Here is a 21,750-nt window from a genome sequence, read left to right as displayed (position 1 = left end):
AGTACTTCATCACAAATTAAAAATGAGGTTCGGCCCTGAAACAGGACCGAACCTCATTTTAAAATCCCAAAGCTTCTTCTAAAAAAAATGCAAAAATCAAATCCAAAGTGGCATCGGTTTCTTTACAGGGGATCAATATCCAGTCATGGATCATTCTGGCCCCTTTTCTGTATATGATTTCCGTTCCCTGCAGCTTCCCTGCCATCTCCGCCAAAAGCTCACAATCCGGCGTAAGGATCTCTTCTGTCCCGGAAAATACCAGGATCTGTCCCAGATGATCCCAATTCCCATAGAGGGGAGAAACAAAGGGATGATCCGGCTCCAGAGGCCCCCGGTAACGAACGCCGGCCTCTTTCAGCGCTTCCACGGGAAGGATCGGGTCTGATTTTTTCACGATCTTTATTTTTGGATTGCTGAGAGCGATATCTAGCCAAGGTGAAACTACGGCAGTTCTCACCGGCATAGGCAGGTTCCCCGTGTCCCGCAGCTCTTGTAATAATGACAGAGCCAGGCCGCCGCCGGAAAAGTCCCCAAACAAGAAAAACTCATCCTCCGGATACTCTGCAGCAAGAAAGCTGTAAACCCTTACCAGATAACGGTGGGCATCTAAGGCCGTATATTCCGGAGCCAGAGGACATAGAGGTATGGTCACCCTCACCTGTTTCTCTATGGCAAAATGCTCCGCCATTTCTCTGTAACGTCCTGACGGCTCCAGGGTATAGGCCCCGCCCGGAAGCATAAGGACATGGGCCGCCTTCGTATAGCTTCCATTGATGGTGAAAGCAGGAAAGCCATCCACGTTCCAGGCTTTCACACGCACCCTTTTTGTAAATCGTTCCTGGTCCAAAGCTGCTGTTCCCCTGGCGGGGTGCTCCAGTTCAAGAGCCATTTTTCTGTCCGATTTATTAAGTCCGGCGAAAATCCTTGCCATCTCCGTTTTCATGCTCATGGTTTCCATTTCTCCTTTCCCTGTATTTACAGGATACAGCCTGGCCTTAGCCCTGCTGTATCATTCAAATTATGTATCTTTGCAAAAACGGTTTAATTTTCTCATTTCATACAATACAAACTGGCTGACAATGATCATTGAGGTGATATCCGCCGCAGGCCCTGCATACAGGATTCCTTCCAGACCAAAGGTCAAAGGAAGAGTAAGAATCAGAGGAATCAATAACAATAGCTGGCGCAGCATGGACAAAACGGAAGCCTTTAGGGGCTGTCCCGTGGACTGGAAATAGCTGGTGGTCACAACCTGGAAGCCTGCAGAAAAGATTCCCAGCATATAAATCTTTAAACAGCGGATGGCAAACTGGGTAAACAATACATCCTTAGTCCCAAATAAACTAAGAATCTGTCCCGGGAATATCTGACAGGCAAGCCAGCCTGTAATTGAAACTGCTGTTGCCGCCCCGGCCGCCAAAAGAAATGTCCTTCTCATACGTTTTGGCTGGTTTGCCCCCTTGTTAAACCCTAGTATGGGCTGAGATCCAATACCGATCCCAATGCAGATGGAAATAAGGATCATACCTATTTTATTTACAACGCCCATGGCACTTAAGGCCACATCGCCGCCAATATCAGTCTGGTTTCCATAGTACACCAGAGAATTGTTCATGACAACCTGTAATATAGTAGAAGCTACCTGGGTGATACCGCTGGATATTCCAAGTGGCAGTGCCAAACGGCAGATCTTCCCATCAATGGATAATCCTTTTCTATGAAGGCGCATATGTTTTCCTTTAAATATAAAATAATGCACCAGCACCACTGCGGAAATGATCTGAGAGGTGATGGTGGCAATGGCTGCCCCGGTCACACCCCAGTGAAATACAAAGATATAAACAGGATCAAGAATGGTATTTAAAACAGCACCCACCAAAATGGCGTACATGGATAAGGACGGATTCCCGTCGGTTCTGGCCATATTGCTTAAGACCACAGAAAGCATGTTAAAGGGAGTGCCCATCAGTATGACGGAAGTGTACTGCCTGGCATATCCCATGGTATTTTCCGTGGCTCCAAAGACCTTTAACATGGGGGTCATAAGCGGAAAAGCCACTGCCATAACCACAACACTGGCTGCCAGGGTCACCGCGAATACGGTTCCAAGGGTCTTGTCCGCCTCCTTCTCATTCTTTTCCCCCAGCTTAATGGCCGCATAGGCGCTTCCGCCGGCTCCCAGCAGGGTGGATATGGCCAAAATGATGGTGACGATGGGGAATGCAATGGTGGTAGCCGCATTTCCCAGATATCCGATCCCCTGTCCGATAAAAATCTGGTCAACAATGTTGTAAATCGAATTTACCAGCATGGCGATAATTGCCGGAAGTGCAAACTGCAGCAGCAAATGTCCCACTGGCTTATATCCCAGGGGATTCTCCCCCTGTTTCATCTTGTTTTGTTCCATATAAGGTTCTATTCCTTTCCTTTCTGTTCCATAATGTGATGGCTGGCATTGTATGCCATGCGGATGAGCATTTGCTCCGCTGCATCACGTTCCTCCTTGGTAAATCCCTTCAATATAATATCCGCCCATTCAGCCACACTCTCCAATGTCTTCTCCACAACAGCCGCCGCCTTATCCGTAACGTAAATTCTTCGAAGGCGCTTGTCCTCTTTTGCCATCTCAGTCAGAACATACCCCTCTTCTTCCAGCTTCTTCACCGCCCTGGTGGCAGTCGCTTTATCGTAATGGCCAAAAGAAGCCAGCTCATGAAGGCTCATGCCCGGATTTTTATAAATCTGCAATAAAAAAAACTGTTGTCCACAGCCTATCTGATAAAAGGATAATTGATTTGCAAAGTACATATTGTTCAGTCTTTGGAGAATCGAGATATACTTCCCGATTTCCCTGTGCTCGTTCATGCGTTTTACCTCCAAGCCGTATGGTCGAATTACACTTTTTCGGGTGATAATCAGCATATCACAAAATGGTTGCACTCGCAACTATTTTTTTCAAACAATGAAAAGCAGCACCGGTTTCCATAAACCGGCGCTGCCTTTCACAATTAATTTACTTTGATTGAAATATCTCACAGGCCCTTCCGCAGGCAGCTTCAGTAATCGCACAGCCGCCAAGGGAAGTTTCCCTTAATTCAAACGGAATAGACCGCCCCACCGCCATCATGGTGTCCAGCATCTGGTCAAAGGGTATAAACTGTTTGACTCCTGATAATGCCATTTCTGCACATACCAGTGCATTGGCAGCACCTAAAACATTGCGGTTCTGGCAGGGATATTCCACCAGGCCGGCTACCGGGTCGCAGACCAGACCTAAAAGATTTACCAAGGCAGAAGAAGCTGCGTCCATGCACTGCTGCGGCGTTCCGCCCATAATTTCCGTCGCAGCTGCCGCTGCCATTGCGGAAGCAGCACCGACTTCTGCCTGACATCCGGCCTGCGCTCCGGCAACGGTAGCATTCCTCATAAACAGATAACCAACCGCACTTGCCGTAAAAAGACCATCTATGATCTGGTCACTACCCAGGGAAAATTCTTCTTCCAGGGCAAGGAGCAGCCCGGGCAGCACTCCGGAGCTTCCGGCCGTAGGCGCCGCCACAATCAGTCCCATGGAAGCATTCACCTCCAAAACAGCCAGCGAATAGGTAATCGCCTTGGACAGCATGCTTCCGCATATGGATTTTCCTGATCTCCTTCTGTCCCGTACCTTTGCAGATTCACCCCCGATCAGTCCGCCAATGGATACCACAGGTTCATCTAAAGGCTTATGGCAGGATTCTTTCATAATCCGGTAAGCTTCCTTCATCCGGCTGATGGTCTCTTGGGAACTGGCGCCGAACTCACTGGCTTCACGTTCCCTCATCACTTCTGAGATCCGGCATTGATTTTCCTCACATAATTTCAGCAATTCATTTCCTGATATAAAATCCATAAAAGCCTCCTAGACCTGAATAAGCATAACATCTTCTACTTTCGGATGTTCCCGCAGCTTTTCCAGCAATTCCTGGGGAATCTCCTCATCAGATTCTACCACTGAGTAAGCGGTCGCCCCTTTCCGTTCCCGGAACAAACGCATGAACGCGATATTGACATTTCGCTCACTTAAACTGGTGGCAATATAGGCTACCATGCCCGGATAGTCCAAGTGGCGGATGACCAGTGTGGAATATTCTCCCGTAAAGTCTACATCAATGCCGTTGATCCTGATGATTTTCACTTTACCGCCACCTAATGAAACGCCGCGGACCGACATGGTACCAGCATTTTCTCCAGTCACATGGATCTCGACCGTATTTGGATGTACCTCTGTTTCTTTTTCATCCACGCAGAAGGAATACATCAGTCCGCATTCATCCGCCAGCTGAAAGGAATTTTTTATTCTTAAGTCATAAGTCTCAAAACCCAGGATGCCGCCAAGAAGCGCCCGGTCGGTACCATGACCTTTATAGGTTTTTGCAAAAGAGCCATACAATACAAATTCTACCTTTTTGATCGGCCCGTTGAACATTTTTTTAACCAGAAGAGCTATTGCCACAGCACCCGCGGTATGGGAACTGGATGGCCCCACCATATTGGGACCGATTACATCAAAAATACTGATAGACGGCATAGACGGTCTTCTCCTTTCCCAGTCACCTTAACCTAGATTGTCCTTTTTAATATATTTGTGGTAGTACATATCAACCAGTGCACTGATGGCATTATCTCCCGATACGTTGCAAGCGGTTCCAAAGCTGTCCTGGGCTATATACATTGCCTGAAGAAGGCTGGCAATATCTCCTACTGCCGGTATCCCTACAATCGGGAAGAAAGGAGTCGCCGTAAAGATGGAGCCACCCGGAGCTCCCGGAGACGCAACCAGGGCGATTCCCAATACACAGATAAACGGAAACAGGGTAAGGAAGCCATGAGACATACCGTAAATAAGAAGGGTTGCAGTCACACAGCAGGTAATGGTGATCATAGAACCGGCCATATGAATGTTCGCGCACAGCGGAATAACGAAATTACGGATTTCTTCTGAAATGCCATTGCTTTCCGCACATTTGATATTAACCGGAATGGTAGCTGCGGAAGACTGGGTGCCGATTGCAGTTAAGTAGCCGGGCACCTGGTTCTTCAGCATGGTGACTGGATTCCGTTTGGTCAATATACCTGCAAGACCAAAAGCAGCAAGCAGATAGATTAAATGAAGCAGTATAACAATCAGAAATACCTTCCAAAGCACGGACATAATCGCAAAAGTAGTACCCTGATAGGTCATCTTGGCAAACGTTCCGCAGATATACAAAGGAAGAAGCGGAATAATCACACGTCCCAGCACCTTTGTAATAATTTCGGCAAACTCTTTGATCACATTGTACAGGGCATCTCCGATCTCTTTGCCCCGCATGGTGCTGATGCATACGCCCAGAACAAAGGCCAGCGCAACCGCTGCAGTCGTTTCAAGGAGCGGTGTGATGGTCAGAGAAAAATATCCGCTGATGGCCTTATCACTTGCAGATGCAACCTTTGCAACTACCTCTTCATTTACAAAAGACGGAAAGAACGTACTGGCAACTGCATAAGCAGCACTTCCTGCCAAAAGTGTGGATGCATAGGAAACCGCTGCGGTAAATGCCAGCAGCTTTCCGGCTCCCTGAGATAAGTCCGCAATTCCCATGGTAACAAAAGCTACGACCATAAGAGGGATGATAAACATTAAAAACTGTTTAAACAAATCCGATGCGGTAATCAATATTGAAGTTACAAAGCTGGGACAGTACTTTCCAATCAAAATACCAATGATAATTGCAATAATCAGTCTTGGTACCAATCCCAGTCCTTTCTTACTCTTTTTACTTTCCTCCATATCAATACCTTCCTTTCGTTGAATGAAATAAATTTTATCTAAATAATTTATTTGATGTAATTTATTTTATCATAAAGTAATACAGAATGCAATGTCATTATATTTTTCTAATAGTCAAACAAAAATCCCGCAGTTTCTTTGTAATATTGCACAAAAAGCTGCAGGATTTTTCTTAGCCAACAAGTTCTACTGTATTAATGTTTATTCATTCTTCTTTTCTGTATTTACTCCCGCATTCCGAATGTGCATATATACGGTATTTTTAGAAATCCCCAGATAATCAGCTACCTTTACCACCGCATCTTTCAGGGTAAAAACCCCCTGTTGGTGCAGGGAATTAATAATTTCCTTATTTTTAAGAGACGGAAGTATCCCGTCATCTTCCATTACCGCATTCCGAACCTCTTGGACTTTGCCGAAAATCAGTTCATCCAGATTATTTGCAAAAGTTTCAGTTTTAACCAGGGAATGAGTGGATATTTGAGGAATATAGCTGTTCAGGATCTGGGCAAAACCTGTATTCAAATAAAAATTGATACATAAAAGTCCGATGATCCTTCGTTCCTCCCCCCGTACCACAATGGTGGAGGATTTTAATGGCTCTTCTTTTTTGTTCTTGGTAAAATAGGAAATGTAGCTCTTTTCACCATCTTTTTCAATTTCTTCCAGCATCTGAAGAGCCAGGTCCGTAATCGGCATTCCTTCCGTACGTCCTGTGTGGTGTCCGTTAATGATCTTAATGACGGAATGTTCCGTATCTTCCAGACTGTGAAGTACCATCTCATAGCCTCCCCCAGGTAATCCGCCAGCCCTTCCATCATGATCTTATAGGAATCCAAGATAATTCTGTCAATCAGTGTTAAGTGCACATTATAATCCTTCATTTAATCATCCCCTATGCTCAGTTTTTGAGGAATAATGCATTATTTTTAGGAATTATAACATGCTGTAAAATTTTTTTCAATAAAAATGAAAGGTTCCTGAAAGATAATGTAATTTATTACATTAAAATAGTCCAGTCAATGCCTGACCGGACTATTTTTCTTATTCCTGTTTAATATCCTCACAAAAGCCCTGGAGCCTCAGCCTGAGCCAACCGGCATTGACCGGATTCAGGACCTGATAATTGTCCCGGTAGGTACATGGTATTTTGTTATATTTACCGAATCTCTTTCCGTATCTTTTTCCGATACTGGAGAGGGGATTCCCCCTCGGTCTTTAGAAAACTTTTGCAGAATACCGAAGCATCATGAAAACCGCAGGATAAACCGGCTTCCGTGATACTCAGCCCTGTTTCCTCCAGCAAACGCTTTGCCTCCATGATCCGGTAGGCCGTCAGATACTGCTTGGGGGAGATGCTTTTGTATTTCATAAAAAGCCTGTACAAATAGGTCCGGTCAATGCCCACATAGTTTGCAACATCTCCGATCTGAATGGGGTAACTGTAATTATGGCGGATATACCCCTCTGCACGGGACAAATAGCTTTTTTCGTATTCTCCCCCTTCCCTGTCCTGCATGGGAAACCGGGAAAACAATAGATAAAGGTATCCCGCCATTTCATCCATATTGTGTCCCCCCCTCTGGAAGGCATCTGCCAGCTGAACGATAGAAGTACGCCATTCCTCTCCGTGAGAAAAATGGTATACATACCCGTTTTCATCCTGGCGGTAATCGGATAAAAGCCGCTCTGCTTCCGTGCCGGCAAAAGCCGCCCAGGCATATTCCCATGGCTCGTCCTTATCCGCCTGATAATAAGTAACCTCCTGGGGCTTTATTAAAAATGCATCTCCTTCCTTTAACGCATATTCCATGCCCCCTGCCCGGTAGAGGCCTTTCCCCCCAAGTACCACATGCATCAGATAATGTTTCCGGATTGCAGGTCCGAAAAAATGCCCGGATGCACACTGCTCACGGCCGCAGTAATAAATGGTCAATCCTCTTGCCGATTGATTCATAATACTCCCTCCATACAACAAAACGACAAATTCATGAAACAAACATCCTATCTTTTTTCCTGCTGCAATTATACAATATCCTCATAAGACAGACAAGGAAAACAAGGAGGAAGAAACATGGTAAAAATAACTTTTATGGGCGCTGGAAGCACGATATTTGCCAGAAATGTACTGGGCGACTGCATGTGCACACCGGTACTTTCTGATGCTCAGATCGCCCTATACGACATTGACCCGGTCCGGCTTGCTGATTCAGAGCTGATTCTTAATGCAATCAACAAAAATGTGAATCAGGGGCGGGCTGACATAAAAACTTATCTGGGAGTGGAAAACCGGAAAAAGGCACTGTCCGGCGCCACCTTTGTCGTGAACGCCATCCAGGTAGGCGGATATGATCCCTGTACCATCATTGACTTTGAGATCCCTAAAAAGTATGGCTTAAGGCAGACCATCGCGGATACCCTTGGGATCGGCGGCATCATGAGGGGATTAAGGACCATTCCTGTTATGGAGGATTTTGCCAGAGACATGGAAGAAGTTTGTCCTGATGCATATTTCTTAAATTATACCAATCCCATGGCAATCTTAACCGGCTACATGCAGCGCTATACGTCCATTAAAACCATTGGCTTATGCCACAGCGTTCAGGTATGCTCAGAAACTCTATTAAAGGAGCTTGACATGGAGGATAAGCTGGAGGGTAGGACCGAGCTGATTGCAGGAATCAACCATATGGCCTGGCTCTTAAAGCTTCATGACAAGGCGGGTAATGACCTCTACCCTATGATCCGCCAGAAGGCCCTTGAGAAAAATCAGATGGAAAAGCATAAAGATATGGTCCGTTTGGAGTACATCAGCCATTTGGGCTATTATTGTACGGAATCCAGTGAACATAATGCGGAATACAATCCATTGTTTATAAAATCCGGATATCCGGATATGATCGATGAATTCCAGATCCCTCTGGATGAGTATCCCAGACGCTGCATCAAGCAGATCAACGAATGGGAAGCGGAAAAAAACTCTATATTAAATCATGGGGAGATCACCCATACCCGCTCCCGTGAATACGCCTCCTACATTATGGAAGCCATCCTGACCAACAAGCCATACAAGATCGGCGCAAGTGTATTAAACCAAGGTCTGATCCATAATCTTCCTGCCGATGCCTGTGTGGAAGTCCCCTGTCTTGTTGATGGAAGCGGGATCACCCCCTGCCATGTAGGCCGTATCCCTACCCAGCTGGCAGCCATGAATATGACCAACATCAATCCCCAGCTTCTCACCATAGAAGCAGCCCATACCAGAGACAGAAAAACCATATACCAGGCTGCCATGCTGGATCCACATACTGCTGCCGAGCTTAGTTTAAAGGATATCCGTTCCATGGTGGACGAACTCATAGAAGCCCACGGCGATTACATGAAAATGTACCGTTAATTGATCTAACCTTTTCAAAAATCTTCAAGCAGGAATTCGGCGTCAGCCCCATGCATTACAGAGAGGATAAGCGGCAGCCATAAGAAACCCGCTCCCCGATTTCTTATGGCTATCGCTGCAGTCGCAGAGGAACCTGCAGCCATGTCCGCCCGGCTCGTTGCCCCCAAAAAAACAGGAGGCTGGTCCTTAAGGACTGCCTCCTGTAACATATTCTATCTGTCTGCCAACACTTCGTTAATCTGGGAAACCAGAACATCACAGTCTATTCCATGAACCTGGCAGGCTTCCTCCAGGGACTCACCCTGAGATGCCGGGCAGCCGAGGCAATGCATACCTGCGCGCATTAACATAGGTGCAATGTTCTCGTCCATCTCAAGCAGTGCGCCTATTAACATATCCTTCTGGATCTGCATCTTGTGTTCCTCCTTAAAAATTGTACTTACTGTCTTTCTAATATAATACTTTTCCATGTGATTAGCAAGAACTAAATTCCTTTTTTTCGTTCCGGCGTCTTATAAATGAATTTTTCTCATGAATGCATCTTGACATTGTATACAGTATTCATATATAATGTATTCATACAAAGATTGTAGGAATTATAATCTTTGCCGGCACTCATTTATAATTCACGCTTATACATGAAGATATTACGGAGGTACAATACTATGAGAACAGAATGGAGAGCTTTCACGGGCGGTGTTTGGGAACGGGAAATCAACGTCAGGGACTTTATACAGAAAAATTACACTCCTTATGACGGCGATGATTCTTTCCTGGCCGGGCCGACCACAGCGACAAACGAACTTTGGGCGCAGGTCATGGACTTATCCCGACAGGAACGGGAAGCCGGAGGCGTGCTGGATATGGATACAAAGATCATTTCCACCATCGTATCCCACGGCCCGGGATATTTAAATAAAGACAAAGAGACTATTGTAGGTTTTCAGACCGATAAGCCATTTAAGCGTTCCTTGCAGCCTTACGGCGGCATCCGCATGGCGGAAAAAGCCTGTGCGGATAATGGCTACACCATTGATCCTGAAGTCAGGGAATTTTTTACGATTCACAGAAAGACACACAATGCCGGTGTTTTTGACGCTTATACCCAGGAAATGCGGGACTGCCGTTCCAACCACATCATCACAGGCCTTCCCGACGCTTATGGCCGTGGACGAATCATCGGAGATTACCGCCGAGTGGCCCTTTACGGCATCGACCGCCTGATTGAGGACAAGGAGGAGCAGAAGGCAACCACCCGCACCATCATGTACTCTGATGTAATCCGGGAAAGGGAGGAGCTTTCTGAACAGATCCGTGCCCTTAAGGAACTGAAAAAACTGGGAAGCCTCTATGGCTTTGATCTTTCCAAACCGGCTGCCAATGCAAAGGAAGCCATCCAGTGGATGTATTTCGCCTATCTTGCCGCGGTTAAGGAGCAGAACGGAGCTGCCATGTCCCTGGGCCGCACCTCCACCTTCATAGATGTTTACGCACAAAGAGATTTAGAGGAAGGGACCTTTACTGAGGAAGACATCCAGGAGTTCGTGGACCACTTTATCATGAAGCTCCGCCTGGTCAAATTCGCCCGCACACCAGAATACAATGAGCTGTTCTCCGGCGATCCTACCTGGGTGACAGAATCCATCGGAGGAGTTGGTATTGACGGACGCCATCTGGTGACAAAAACCTCCTTCCGCTACCTTCATACCCTTAAAAACCTGGGAACTGCTCCGGAACCAAACCTGACTGTTCTCTGGTCCACAAAGCTGCCGGCAAACTTTAAACGATTCTGCGCCAAAACCTCCATTGAGTCTTCTTCCATTCAATATGAAAACGATGACTTAATGAGAGTAACCCACGGAGATGATTATGCCATCGCCTGCTGCGTATCTTCCATGAGGGTGGGAAAGGAAATGCAGTTCTTTGGCGCAAGGGCCAATCTGGCAAAATGTCTGTTATACGCCATTAACGGTGGCATTGACGAGGTCACCAAAAAGCAGGTAGGCCCCAAATACCGCCCCATCACCTCTGAATACCTGAATTATGAGGAAGTGATGGACGCCTATAAGGACATGATGAAGTGGCTTGCAAGGGTTTATGTAAACACATTGAACATTATCCACTATATGCATGACAAATACAGCTATGAGCGCATTCAGATGGCACTTCACGATAAAAAGGTGATCCGCTGGTTCGCCACCGGAATCGCAGGACTATCCGTAGTTGCCGATTCTTTATCAGCCATCAAGTATGCCAAGGTAAAAACCGTTCGGGATGAAAACGGAATCGTGACCGATTACATCGTGGAGGGGGATTTCCCAAAATACGGCAATAATGATGACCGGGTAGACCAGATTGCAAATGAACTGGTTCACACCTTCATGAATTATGTAAAAGGGAACCACACCTACCGCGGAGGAATCCCTACCACCTCCATCTTGACAATTACCTCCAATGTGGTTTATGGTAAAAATACGGGAGCAACTCCTGACGGACGTAAAAAAGGAGAAGCATTTGCACCAGGTGCAAACCCCATGCATCACCGGGACACCCATGGTGCGGTTGCTTCCCTGGCTTCGGTGGCAAAGCTTCCTTTCAGGGATGCCCAGGATGGTATCTCCAATACCTTCTCCATCGTTCCAGGTGCCTTAGGAAAAGAAGACCAGATCTTTACAGGAGACTTAGAGGTGGATTTAGAGCTGGCTCTTAACGAAGATCAGGTTTAAAAGAACTACCCAATCATGACCGCATCATCCGGCGGTATTTTAATAAGGAGTGGCTGTTATGGCAGACCCAAAGGAAAAGCAAATTGAGGATATCGTATCCATGCTGGATCAGTTTATGGCCGGTAACGGGGGTCACATGAACATCCGGGTATCGGAAGACGGTATTGTAAGTACGGATAAAACAATGGCAAAATCAGTAACCACCATGAATTCCACGGATTGCTCAGACGGAAATTCTGCCTGCAGAGTCCCCACCCTGTTTGAGGCAATGGACACGGAAGAGGAAGATCCGGAAAGCAACCGGCTGTTTATGGAAGACACTTTTTAGCACTTAAGCACAAAAGGAGGTTTATATTATGGCAAATATCAGCGAATCCCAAATCAATAACCTTGTAAATTTATTGGATGGCTATGTGGAGGAAGGCGGACACCACCTAAATGTCAATGTATTCACCCGCGATACTCTAATAGATGCCCAGAAGCATCCGGAGAATTACCCCCAGCTTACCGTACGGGTATCCGGATATGCGGTGAATTTTATCAAATTGACAAAGGAACAGCAGGATGAAGTAATATCCCGTACATTCCATAACAATATGTAATAACAGCAAAGAAGGCGATCTATATGACAGGATATATCCATTCCATTGAAAGCTTCGGCACTGTTGACGGGCCAGGCGTACGTATGGTGATTTTTTTGCAGGGCTGCCCCATGCGCTGCCAGTACTGCCACAATCCAGACACCTGGAAAATGGCAGGAGGCACGCCAATGACTGCGGAGGAACTGTTAAAGCAGTTTGAGTCGTCCCGGAATTTCTACCGGGGCGGCGGCATAACGGCCACCGGTGGGGAACCCCTTATGCAGCTTGATTTTGTGACCGAGCTTTTTGAAGCTGCAAAAAAGAAAGACATCCATACCTGTCTGGATACTTCAGGCGTCATGTTCCACAGGAATGGTCCGGATTATCTGAATAAAATAGACCGGCTTCTGGAACATACGGATCTTGTCATGCTGGACATCAAGCATATGGATGACCCAAAGCATAAAGTCCTAACCGGTCAGTCCAATGAAAACATTCTGGACTTTGCCCGGTATTTAAGCCAGAAAGAAATCCCGGTATGGATCCGCCATGTGGTGGTGCCCCAGATCACAGACCAGACCCCTGATTTATACAGGCTTGGGCGCTTTATCGGAGAGCTTAAGAATGTAAAGGCCCTGGATGTCCTGCCCTATCACGACATGGGAAAGGTGAAATATGAAAGCCTTGGCATGGACTATCCCTTAAAGGATACTCCTCCAATGTCAAAAGAAGGAGCTATCGCTGCCAAGAAGATCATCTTAAGCGGAATCAGGGATGTCCGCACAGGAGTTCCCGACCGGTATTGCTCCCAATTTTAAACAAGAATTGTATCATTTACTACTTGAATATTTCCTATTAATAGTATAAAATATAGAAAAATCTATAAATTATAAGGAGGTAATTTGTCATGGCACGTGTTATTAGTGACGCTTGCGTTAGCTGCGGAAGCTGTGAAGCTGAGTGCCCAGTAAGCGCTATTAGCCAGGGTGATTCTCAGTTTGTTATTGATGCTGATACCTGTATCGATTGTGGTGCTTGCGAAGGTGTCTGTCCAACAGGAGCTATTTCTGAAGCATAATTATGGATACATAAATGCCTCTTCCCTAAGGAAGAGGCATTTTGTTCTATCATCACGTTCTCTATACCTGCATACGAATAAATCAAACGGATATGCAGGCATATCCCGTTGATTCGTAACCTAAAGGTGGAAGGATAGGCTTCTTTCAACCTTTAACCAGGAAAGGACATTTCTAATATGAAAAAACCACTGATTGGCCTGACCCCCGCCCATGATACGGAGAACGGGGATATTAAGACACGTCCTACTTACGTACGGGCATTAAAAGCAGCGGGAGCAATCCCGGTCGTAATGCCCTTAGATGCCTCAGAAGAAGATTTAAAGCAGCTTTCCCAGGATCTGGATGGGTTTTTGTTCACAGGCGGTCCCGATGTTCACCCCTTTCTTTTTGGAGAAGAAACACAGGCACACTGCGGCAATGTATCTCCTGCCAGGGATCAGATGGAGATCACCCTGCTTCCTATGATCATGGAACTTAAGAAGCCTGTACTTGGAATCTGCCGGGGGATCCAGGTTTTAAATATCGCTTTAGGAGGAAACATCTGGCAGGATATCCCCTCCCAGGTGACACGGGAATTTCCTCTTGCCCATACCCAGCCCTTTCATTACGACATGCCATGCCATACGGTCTCTTTAACAAAGGGCAGCCTTCTTGCCCAGATATCAGGGAGCTCCTCGATAAAGGTCAACAGCATGCATCATCAGGCAGTCAAGGATGTGGCTGAGGGACTGATTGCATCTGCTTATTCTCCGGATCACTTGATTGAGGCCGTGGAAATGCCAGGCTATCCCTTTTTCATCGGGGTCCAATGGCATCCGGAATATTTGTGGGAAAAGAATGAAGAAGCGTTTCGACTGTTTCAGACGTTTGTAAATGCTTGTAAAGAGTGACTTGTTTGATAAAAAATCCGCAGCTCCCACTTCCAGCGGCAACTGCGGATTTCCTTGCCTGAGCCTGCTTGACAGCCCTGATTATCTGAAAGTAGTGTGGTTCTATAACTTTTTTCCATTTCGCCCAAACTTCTTTTTACGGTTAAAAAACGGGATTCTGGAAGCAGCCGCTTCCGCACGCCCTTTGTTATCTTTTTGATACGAACGCATAAGCTCGTCCAACTGCTTAAACCGCTCCTCTTCCTTTTCTTCTTTTAAATTCATTAAATATTCCATTTCCTTAATGACCTTGTCATTGACCAGACTGCTTACATCCTGGCTTAACTGCTCATTATTCACTTCTAAGGCACGTCCAATGATATGGTTCATGATCTCCTGAAACTGCTCCATCTTTTCCTGTGCAATGGAAATCGGTGCCGTGTTATGTACCTCCAGGCCTGCCCCGTCCTCTGTACCAGATATTGCACTGTCCTTTAATTCCTGAGCTACCTGTCCCTCTAATAATTCATCTGGTATGACAGGATCCCTGCCGTCCTCAATCACCTTATCAAGCGCAGTCTTAATGGCTTTTAACTGATATCCCTTTTCCTTTAAGTCTTTGATCTGCTTGAACAAACGGATGTGTGCTTCAGTGTAATACCGGTGCCCCATCTCATTTCTGGGAATTTTCAACTCCAGCTCGTCCTCCCAGTATCTAAGGACATGAGACTCCACATCGACCTTCCTCGATGCATCCGATATTAAGTAATGTATCTCAGCCATAGCTATATCCTCTCCTTTGGTTCGTTAAGTTTTCATAACCTTACTATTTATATCATATGCTGGATTCGAAGGGATTATGAATGGGAATTGGAAAATTTTTGAAGGGAATTGAGAAATTTTTTTAATGGGGAAAAGAAATGGAGGATGGGAGGTGGGGCATACTCTTGATTGGTTTGCTTTTTTCTGGTACGCTGGGCCATCTGGGAGAATGGATACGCAAAGAATCCATTCTCCCAGATGGGGGGCATTCGCCCCATAGAAACAGAGGGCCCCCTTGCCCGGGATAAGCAAATGAATTTGTTTTTCCCGGGCAAGGGGGCCCTCTGTTTCTATTCTGCTCATTGCTTGGCCATGTTTGCAAACTTCGTATACTCTGGCCTCCAGACCAGATTTACTGTTCCGATAGGGCCATTTCTCTGTTTAGCAATAATAACTTCCGCAATATTCGGCATATCTGTATCCTTATTATAATAATCATCACGATACAAGAACATAACTACGTCAGCATCCTGCTCAATCGCTCCGGATTCTCGTAAATCGGAAAGCATAGGGCGGTGGTCTTGTCTTGTTTCGCAGGCGCGGCTTAACTGGGATAAGGCAATTACAGGAGCGTTCAGTTCTCTTGCAAGACCTTTTAAGGATCTGGAAATCTCTGAAATCTCCTGCTGGCGGTTATCGCCGCTTTTTCCGCTTCCGCTCATCAACTGAAGGTAGTCGATAATGACTACGCTAAGACCGTATTCCAGCTTCATCTTACGGCATTTGGAACGCAGCTCTCCGATGGAAATTCCTGGAGTATCGTCGATTATAAGCTTAGAGTTTCCAATAACTCCGATTCCCTCTACCACAGCATCCCAGTCGGAATCGGATAAGGTTCCGGTTCTGAGTTTCTGGGAATCCACATTGGATTCCATGGCCAGCATACGGTTTACCAGCTGTTCCTTTGACATCTCAAGGCTGAATACCATGGCGGGCAAACCTTTTTTTACTGCAATATGGTCTACCAGATTCAGTACGAAAGCTGTCTTTCCCATGGAAGGCCGGGCAGCAATAAGAATAAAATCGGAAGGCTGCAAACCAGAGGTCTTATAATCCAGGTCAATAAAGCCTGTAGGAATTCCTGTCACGGTTCCCTGGTTTTTGGAGGCCTCTTCAATCTTCTCCAGAACGTTCATGGCAACCTGGCGGATGGGGACGAAATCTCCGGAGTTTCGGTTCTGAAGCAAATCAAATATTGTCTTTTCCGTAACAGCCAGAATGGTTTCCAACGGTTCTTTTCCTGCGTAACAGGTATTGGCTATTTCTTCATTAGCCTTAATAAGCCGTCTTAGAACCGCCTTGTTCCGTACAATATTAGCATAAGATTTTATATTGGCGGATGTCGGTACTGTAGTGATAATATCCCTGACAAATTCCAGGCTGGAAACCTCCGGAGGGACATCCTTTTCCTTTAACCGGTTCTGAAGAGTAACCAGATCCACCGGTAAATTCTCATTAAAAAGCTCCAGCATAGCCTCAAACATGATGCCATACTGGTGCTGGTAAAAATCTCCTGCTGTAACGATCTCGGAAGCCGTGATGATTGCATCCCGGTCCATCAGCATGGAACCGATGACGGATTGCTCTGCCTCAATGCTGTGAGGGAGTACCCGTTTGATCAGGGCATCATCCATATCCGTGCCTCCTAGCTTTCTACTACCTTAACAATTATTTTCGCAGTTACATCCTTATGAAGCTTCACCGGAACCTCATGGGAACCAAAGGTCTTAAGGGGTTCTGAAAGAATCAGCTTCTTTTTATCAATATCATATCCCAACTGGTTCTTAATGGCAATGGAGATCTCCTTTCCAGATACCGAACCAAAGGCTCTTCCGCCCTCTCCCGCACGCATGGAGAGTGTGACAGATCCTTCTGAAAGCTGGGCCCCCAGCGCCTTAGCAGCCTCCAGCTGTTCTTCCGCAAGCCTGGCTTCATTGGCCTTTTGAAGCTTTAAATCATTTAAATTTTTAGCGGTTGCCTCAATCCCAAGTTTTTTCGGGAGAATGAAATTTCTTGCATATCCATCGTTTACCTTAACGATCTGTCCCTTCTTGCCTAATGCCTTTACGTCTTCTAATAACACAACTTCCATTATGATATGTCTCCCTTCTCTAACATCTCTTTAATAACCGCTTTTACGCGGATTTTGGCTTCTTCAATGCTGACCTCTGCCAGCTGTGCACCTGCTATGGTACGGTGCCCGCCGCCTCCCAGCTTTTCCATCATAACCTGTACATTTACTTCATCAATGGAGCGGGCACTAATATAAACGGTATGATTGTAATCTGTTATTACAATGGATGCCTTGATCCCGGCTATGTCAAGCAGCTCATTGGCTGCCTGGGCACCTATGACCGTAGGGCTTCCGATTCCTTCTGAGGAACATACGCTGATGGCAAAGCAGCCCTCAAAAATCTCCGCATCCCGAATGGCTTCCGCTTTTGCTTTGTAGTCATCCAGGTTATCCCGGAACATCTTCCGTACCCGGACCACATCTGCTCCGTTTCTTCTCAGAAAGGCAGCCGCTTCAAAGGTCCTGACACCTGTCTGATTGGTAAAATTATTGGTATCAATAACGATTCCCGCATACAGGGCATCCGCTTCCGGCGACTTGATCTTAATTCCATCTGCAATGTATTGCAGTACCTCTGCTACCATCTCGCAGGAGGATGAGGCATAGGGCTCTACATATGAAAGAACCGCATTATCAATGATCTCACTGCTTTGTCTGTGATGATCCAGAACCACAATCGTCTTTATAAGACGCAAAAGCTCCGGTGCATCGGTAATGCTGGGACGGTTTACATCTACCACCACCAAAAGGGTGTTGGCATCTGCCAGCTCCGCCGCCTTGGCTCCGGTCAGGAATAAATCATCCGGGTAATCCGGATTTCCCACAAAACGGTCCAGCATAGGGCGGACCGAGGTCGTCACCTCATTAATAATAATATGTGCCTTTTTATCCATAGCCGTTGCAATACGGTAAATTCCAACTGCTGCACCAAAGGCATCAATATCCGTTAAACGGTGTCCCATGATCATCAGCCGGTCCTTCGTTTCCATCAGTTCCCTGAGGGCGTGAGCCTTTACACGGGCCTTTACACGGGTGGTCTTTTCTACCTGCTGGGCCTTGCCTCCGAAATACTGGATCCGTTCTCCATCCTTGATCACCGCCTGGTCACCGCCCCGTCCAAGAGCCATATCAATGGCAATTCTTGCGAAATCGTAATTCCGGTAATAGCTTTCTCCGTTCATACCTAGACCAATGCTAAGGGTAACTGCCATCTCATTGCCGATATTGACGGTTTTCACTTCTTCCAGAATGGAAAAACGGTTCTCCTTAAGCTCTGTGATATAGGACTGTTTAATGGCAATAAAATATTTATCCTTTTCCAGCTTCTTAACGATTCCGTTCATGTTGGTAATGTACTTGGTGATTTTACGGTCAATGAGGGCAGTTAGCAGAGATCGGCGTACCTCCTCCACACTTTCCAGCGCCTCATCATAGTTATCAAGATATATAAGACCGGCCACCATTTTCTGATCATCCACCATCTGCTTATAGGTGAGGATTTCCGTTTCATCAAAAAGATAAACTGCCACAAGCATCTGCCCGGCAGCCTCTGCACCTATGGATGAGACAATGACTTCCGGCGAATCCTTCATCTTGACAGCCTTTAAGCGAATCCGGTACATCCTTCCATTGCGTGCCACATGAACAACAGCCGTGCCTTCATTTAGCTTTAGCACCTCCTTGGTTATCTCCGGAAAAAAGGCCATAATGTTCTTTCTTGAAGTCTTCAGAGGCTTTTCTTCCCCCAAAACTTCTGAAAACGCCGTATTCCCCCAGAGAATTCTTCCGTTCTCATCCGCCATTCCATATGGCAATTCCAGATCGGTAAGGAGCTGCTTCTGCATCCAGGAATATTCCGCAGAAAATTCCACAAGGCCGCCCATCAGAAGTCTCCTTCTGTAAGTATAAAGCCAGACTGCTATGCCAATATACAGAAGTGTAAAAGCCGCCATGATGATGCCTGCCTTTGTACTGGCTGCACCGATCACCGTATTGGCGGCAATCAGCAATGCACTCAGGTAAAGCGGCCACTGCATATACATCCTTAGCTGTCCCTTTATTTTGAACTTTTCTTTCATTTCTTTCTCCTTATGGAAAAAAGGGTTCTCTTTTTCACTATCTTAATATTATATCATAGTCATCTGGGTTCGTCCATTAAAATACAAAAACTAAGGAAATACAAGGCTTTCCGTAGTTTTGAAACAAATTTTAAAGGGCTTTTGCACGGAAAAAACGCAAAAACCCCTTTTGGTAAAAACCTGTATCGTTATTGCTGTAAATGCTGCCGTAAGCTGTCTTTCTCTGCATTAAACCACTCTGTTTTTTTCCATTATATATTGATCAATCATTTTAACGATCTGCATTTTTGTATAGGGTTTTATAATAAAACCAAAGGCCCGGATCTTCCATGCCTCCAGCGAAAAACCGGGTATTCCGGAAAGCAGCACCACCTCCGGCGGATCCGGATGCTCATACAGCTTTGCTGCAAGAGTAATTCCGCTGATGTCCGGCATGACTACATCCGAAAATACCAAATCAACAGGATTTTCTCTCACATATTGCATGGCTGTTATGGCTTCATGAAAGCTGCCGCAAAGCTCAACTCCATCTATTTCCTTTAATATTCGAGTCAGTTTTATTAATAATTCCTCCGAGTTGTCCACTGCTATGACCCTGATGTTCATAATGCCTCCCTGGTTCCTTTTACTTTTTTCATTAAGTGTAATGAAACTATTATACTTAAAAATGCATATTGTTTCAACGGGGGACATCAATAAACCATGATTAATCGATTCATCGCAACTACAAAATAATCATCAGATTAACTGACCTCCGGTTAAAAGTTTTCTTCATTTGTTTTTCTTTCTTAGGAACAAATTTATTCATATCCTGTTTCCATCCATCTTATTCCATTTCCTTTTAATATTTTGACTTGCTCTTATTAATTGCCTGGAAAAATGGAAATTTGGGAATAAGTTCTGTAAATGCATGAAAAGCACGAACAGTTTCCTAAACCTTGTCTACCGCATAAAATATATAACAGGCATGTTTGTGCACTGTAGTTTTTTGATTTAGAAAAGTATGGGGAGGAAATACAATGAGCAATTCCGCACTACAAATAGACCTAAATACATCTGTATCAATTGGACCCGGATCAAATGTCCTCTTCGATTCAATCGTATATCTTTCAGGAAACATCGGTTATGATCCATCCACCGGTAATATCCTTATTCTTGAAGCCGGAAGATATATTATCCACTGGTGGTTAGCCACACAGTCTTCATCATCTACAAATGGGTCTGCTTTTGCTATATCTTCATCACAGGGAGATTTTATAATAGGCAATTCTCCAATAAAAACAGGTGAGGTATATGGAGTTGGAATTATTGAAGTAACGGATCCACCGGTTACCTTTTCACTTGTGAATATCAGTACATCAACTATATATTTTTCTCAGAATGTTCCGCTGAAAGGGACTCTGGTTGTTTTAGAAAATGCTGAAAACGGAGCCATCGGACCTACCGGACCTACTGGGCCTATCGGTCCTGCCGGACCTACTGGACCGACCGGGGCAGCCGGTGTTACAGGGCCCACTGGGCCTTCCGGTACTACAGGGCCTACTGGTGACACGGGGCCTATCGGACCTACTGGCCCCACCGGTGCTACAGGACCTTCCGGTACCACTGGGCCCACTGGGCCGACAGGTGCTGCTGGGCCTACTGGGCCTACCGGTGCCACTGGGCCTACTGGTGCTACGGGTCCTATGGGTTCTACTGGACCTACTGGGGCCATAGGGCCGACTGGGCCGACTGGACCTACCGGGCCTATCGGACCCACCGGGCCGACTGGGCCGACCGGAATTACCGGTGATACCGGGCCGACCGGACCGACTGGACCCATCGGAATAACTGGTGATACCGGGCCGACCGGACCGACTGGACCTATCGGAATTACCGGTGATACCGGACCTACCGGACCTATCGGGCTTACCGGTGATACTGGGCCGACCGGACCTACTGGACCCATCGGACTTACCGGTGATACCGGCCCTACCGGGCCTATCGGTCTTACCGGTGATACCGGACCTACCGGACCTATCGGGCTTACCGGTGATACTGGGCCTACCGGACCTACCGGTCTTACCGGTGATACCGGGCCGACCGGACCTACCGGACTTACTGGCGATACTGGACCGACCGGACCGACCGGTGATACCGGGCCGACTGGACCTACAGGACCCGTGATTTAAGGAAAACTGCAAAAAACCTTATTCTATGCGGGATAAGGGAATACCAAAATAAAATATGAGCTATCACATTACACAGGATACTGCCTAATTGGACAAGATGGGCGGTATTTTTGTATATAGAGATATAACTTCGAGCCAAGT

At 46.1% G+C, this 21,750-nt stretch carries 22 protein-coding genes; 8 read left to right on the top strand and 14 right to left on the bottom strand.

Annotated features, from left to right (window positions below):
* Positions 1–58 precede the first annotated feature (58 nt).
* The 8 genes from CLOSA_RS01715 to CLOSA_RS01680 all read right to left on the bottom strand — a co-directional run bounded on the left by CLOSA_RS01715 (position 59) and on the right by CLOSA_RS01680 (position 7,769).
* Complete coding sequence (locus tag CLOSA_RS01715) at positions 59–949, bottom strand: alpha/beta hydrolase fold domain-containing protein (protein WP_013271062.1); 891 nt, start codon at positions 947–949, stop codon at positions 59–61.
* A 69-nt stretch (positions 950–1,018) separates the two neighbouring features.
* Positions 1,019–2,407, bottom strand: coding sequence for an MATE family efflux transporter (locus tag CLOSA_RS01710; RefSeq protein WP_013271061.1), 1,389 nt, complete (start codon positions 2,405–2,407; stop codon positions 1,019–1,021).
* An 8-nt stretch (positions 2,408–2,415) separates the two neighbouring features.
* Positions 2,416–2,865 (bottom strand): MarR family winged helix-turn-helix transcriptional regulator, encoded by a 450-nt coding sequence (locus tag CLOSA_RS01705; RefSeq protein WP_013271060.1) that lies wholly within the window; start codon positions 2,863–2,865, stop codon positions 2,416–2,418.
* 148 nt (positions 2,866–3,013) lie between these two features.
* Positions 3,014–3,892: an L-serine ammonia-lyase, iron-sulfur-dependent, subunit alpha gene (gene sdaAA, locus CLOSA_RS01700; RefSeq protein WP_013271059.1), complete on the bottom strand. Its 879-nt coding sequence runs from the start codon at positions 3,890–3,892 to the stop codon at positions 3,014–3,016.
* A gap of 9 nt (positions 3,893–3,901) precedes the next feature.
* A complete protein-coding gene (gene sdaAB / locus CLOSA_RS01695; protein WP_013271058.1) occupies positions 3,902–4,570 on the bottom strand; it encodes an L-serine ammonia-lyase, iron-sulfur-dependent subunit beta in 669 nt (222 codons plus the stop codon).
* A gap of 27 nt (positions 4,571–4,597) precedes the next feature.
* Positions 4,598–5,812, bottom strand: coding sequence for a dicarboxylate/amino acid:cation symporter (locus CLOSA_RS01690; protein WP_013271057.1), 1,215 nt, complete (start codon positions 5,810–5,812; stop codon positions 4,598–4,600).
* A gap of 201 nt (positions 5,813–6,013) precedes the next feature.
* A complete protein-coding gene (locus CLOSA_RS23540) occupies positions 6,014–6,592 on the bottom strand; it encodes a helix-turn-helix transcriptional regulator (RefSeq protein WP_334290386.1) in 579 nt (192 codons plus the stop codon).
* A gap of 379 nt (positions 6,593–6,971) precedes the next feature.
* Positions 6,972–7,769: an AraC family transcriptional regulator gene (locus CLOSA_RS01680; protein WP_013271056.1), complete on the bottom strand. Its 798-nt coding sequence runs from the start codon at positions 7,767–7,769 to the stop codon at positions 6,972–6,974.
* 117 nt (positions 7,770–7,886) lie between these two features.
* On the opposite strand from CLOSA_RS01680, the gene melA reads away from it, so the two are divergent.
* Positions 7,887–9,209: an alpha-glucosidase/alpha-galactosidase gene (gene melA / locus CLOSA_RS01675; RefSeq protein WP_013271055.1), complete on the top strand. Its 1,323-nt coding sequence runs from the start codon at positions 7,887–7,889 to the stop codon at positions 9,207–9,209.
* Positions 9,210–9,421: 212 nt separating this feature from the next.
* On the opposite strand, the gene CLOSA_RS01665 is transcribed toward melA, so the two are convergent.
* Complete coding sequence (locus CLOSA_RS01665; RefSeq protein WP_013271054.1) at positions 9,422–9,622, bottom strand: DUF1858 domain-containing protein; 201 nt, start codon at positions 9,620–9,622, stop codon at positions 9,422–9,424.
* Positions 9,623–9,874: 252 nt separating this feature from the next.
* Between CLOSA_RS01665 and pflB the strand changes: the two genes are divergently transcribed.
* The 6 genes from pflB to CLOSA_RS01635 all read left to right on the top strand — a co-directional run bounded on the left by pflB (position 9,875) and on the right by CLOSA_RS01635 (position 14,485).
* The gene (gene pflB, locus CLOSA_RS01660; protein ID WP_013271053.1) at positions 9,875–11,935 is read left to right on the top strand and encodes a formate C-acetyltransferase; all 2,061 of its coding nucleotides are present in this window, start codon (positions 9,875–9,877) and stop codon (positions 11,933–11,935) included.
* Between the two features lie 58 nt (positions 11,936–11,993).
* On the top strand, positions 11,994–12,263 hold the full coding sequence (locus CLOSA_RS01655; RefSeq protein ID WP_013271052.1) for a hypothetical protein: 270 nt from the start codon (positions 11,994–11,996) through the stop codon (positions 12,261–12,263).
* A 28-nt stretch (positions 12,264–12,291) separates the two neighbouring features.
* Positions 12,292–12,537 carry an autonomous glycyl radical cofactor GrcA3 gene (gene grcA3 / locus CLOSA_RS01650; RefSeq protein ID WP_013271051.1) on the top strand — a complete coding sequence of 82 codons (246 nt, stop codon included), beginning with the start codon at positions 12,292–12,294 and terminating at the stop codon, positions 12,535–12,537.
* A gap of 23 nt (positions 12,538–12,560) precedes the next feature.
* Entirely contained in the window at positions 12,561–13,334 is a 774-nt protein-coding gene (gene pflA / locus CLOSA_RS01645) for a pyruvate formate-lyase-activating protein (RefSeq protein ID WP_013271050.1), read from the top strand.
* Positions 13,335–13,423: 89 nt separating this feature from the next.
* Positions 13,424–13,594 (top strand): DUF362 domain-containing protein, encoded by a 171-nt coding sequence (locus CLOSA_RS01640; protein WP_013271049.1) that lies wholly within the window; start codon positions 13,424–13,426, stop codon positions 13,592–13,594.
* Positions 13,595–13,771: 177 nt separating this feature from the next.
* Positions 13,772–14,485, top strand: a complete 714-nt coding sequence (locus CLOSA_RS01635; protein WP_013271048.1) for a gamma-glutamyl-gamma-aminobutyrate hydrolase family protein — start codon at positions 13,772–13,774, stop codon at positions 14,483–14,485.
* 102 nt (positions 14,486–14,587) lie between these two features.
* Here CLOSA_RS01635 and CLOSA_RS01630 read toward each other — a convergent pair whose 3' ends face one another.
* From CLOSA_RS01630 to CLOSA_RS01610, 5 genes are all read right to left on the bottom strand, one after another.
* Complete coding sequence (locus CLOSA_RS01630; RefSeq protein WP_013271047.1) at positions 14,588–15,247, bottom strand: helix-turn-helix domain-containing protein; 660 nt, start codon at positions 15,245–15,247, stop codon at positions 14,588–14,590.
* A gap of 338 nt (positions 15,248–15,585) precedes the next feature.
* On the bottom strand, positions 15,586–16,920 hold the full coding sequence (gene dnaB, locus CLOSA_RS01625; RefSeq protein ID WP_013271046.1) for a replicative DNA helicase: 1,335 nt from the start codon (positions 16,918–16,920) through the stop codon (positions 15,586–15,588).
* A gap of 11 nt (positions 16,921–16,931) precedes the next feature.
* Complete coding sequence (gene rplI / locus CLOSA_RS01620; RefSeq protein ID WP_013271045.1) at positions 16,932–17,378, bottom strand: 50S ribosomal protein L9; 447 nt, start codon at positions 17,376–17,378, stop codon at positions 16,932–16,934.
* Positions 17,378–19,438, bottom strand: coding sequence for a DHH family phosphoesterase (locus CLOSA_RS01615; RefSeq protein ID WP_013271044.1), 2,061 nt, complete (start codon positions 19,436–19,438; stop codon positions 17,378–17,380). Before CLOSA_RS01615 ends, rplI begins: the two co-directional genes overlap by 1 nt.
* 228 nt (positions 19,439–19,666) lie before the next feature.
* Entirely contained in the window at positions 19,667–20,044 is a 378-nt protein-coding gene (locus CLOSA_RS01610; protein WP_013271042.1) for a LytR/AlgR family response regulator transcription factor, read from the bottom strand.
* A gap of 413 nt (positions 20,045–20,457) precedes the next feature.
* On the opposite strand from CLOSA_RS01610, the gene CLOSA_RS01605 reads away from it, so the two are divergent.
* A complete protein-coding gene (locus CLOSA_RS01605) occupies positions 20,458–21,609 on the top strand; it encodes a collagen-like domain-containing protein (protein WP_013271041.1) in 1,152 nt (383 codons plus the stop codon).
* The last annotated feature ends 141 nt before the right edge of the window (positions 21,610–21,750 follow it).

It is taken from the genome of [Clostridium] saccharolyticum WM1 (assembly GCF_000144625.1).
Lineage (GTDB): Bacteria > Bacillota > Clostridia > Lachnospirales > Lachnospiraceae > Lacrimispora > Lacrimispora saccharolytica.
Note: the sequence above shows the minus strand (reverse complement) of the source record. Positions and strands in the feature narration are given on the sequence as shown.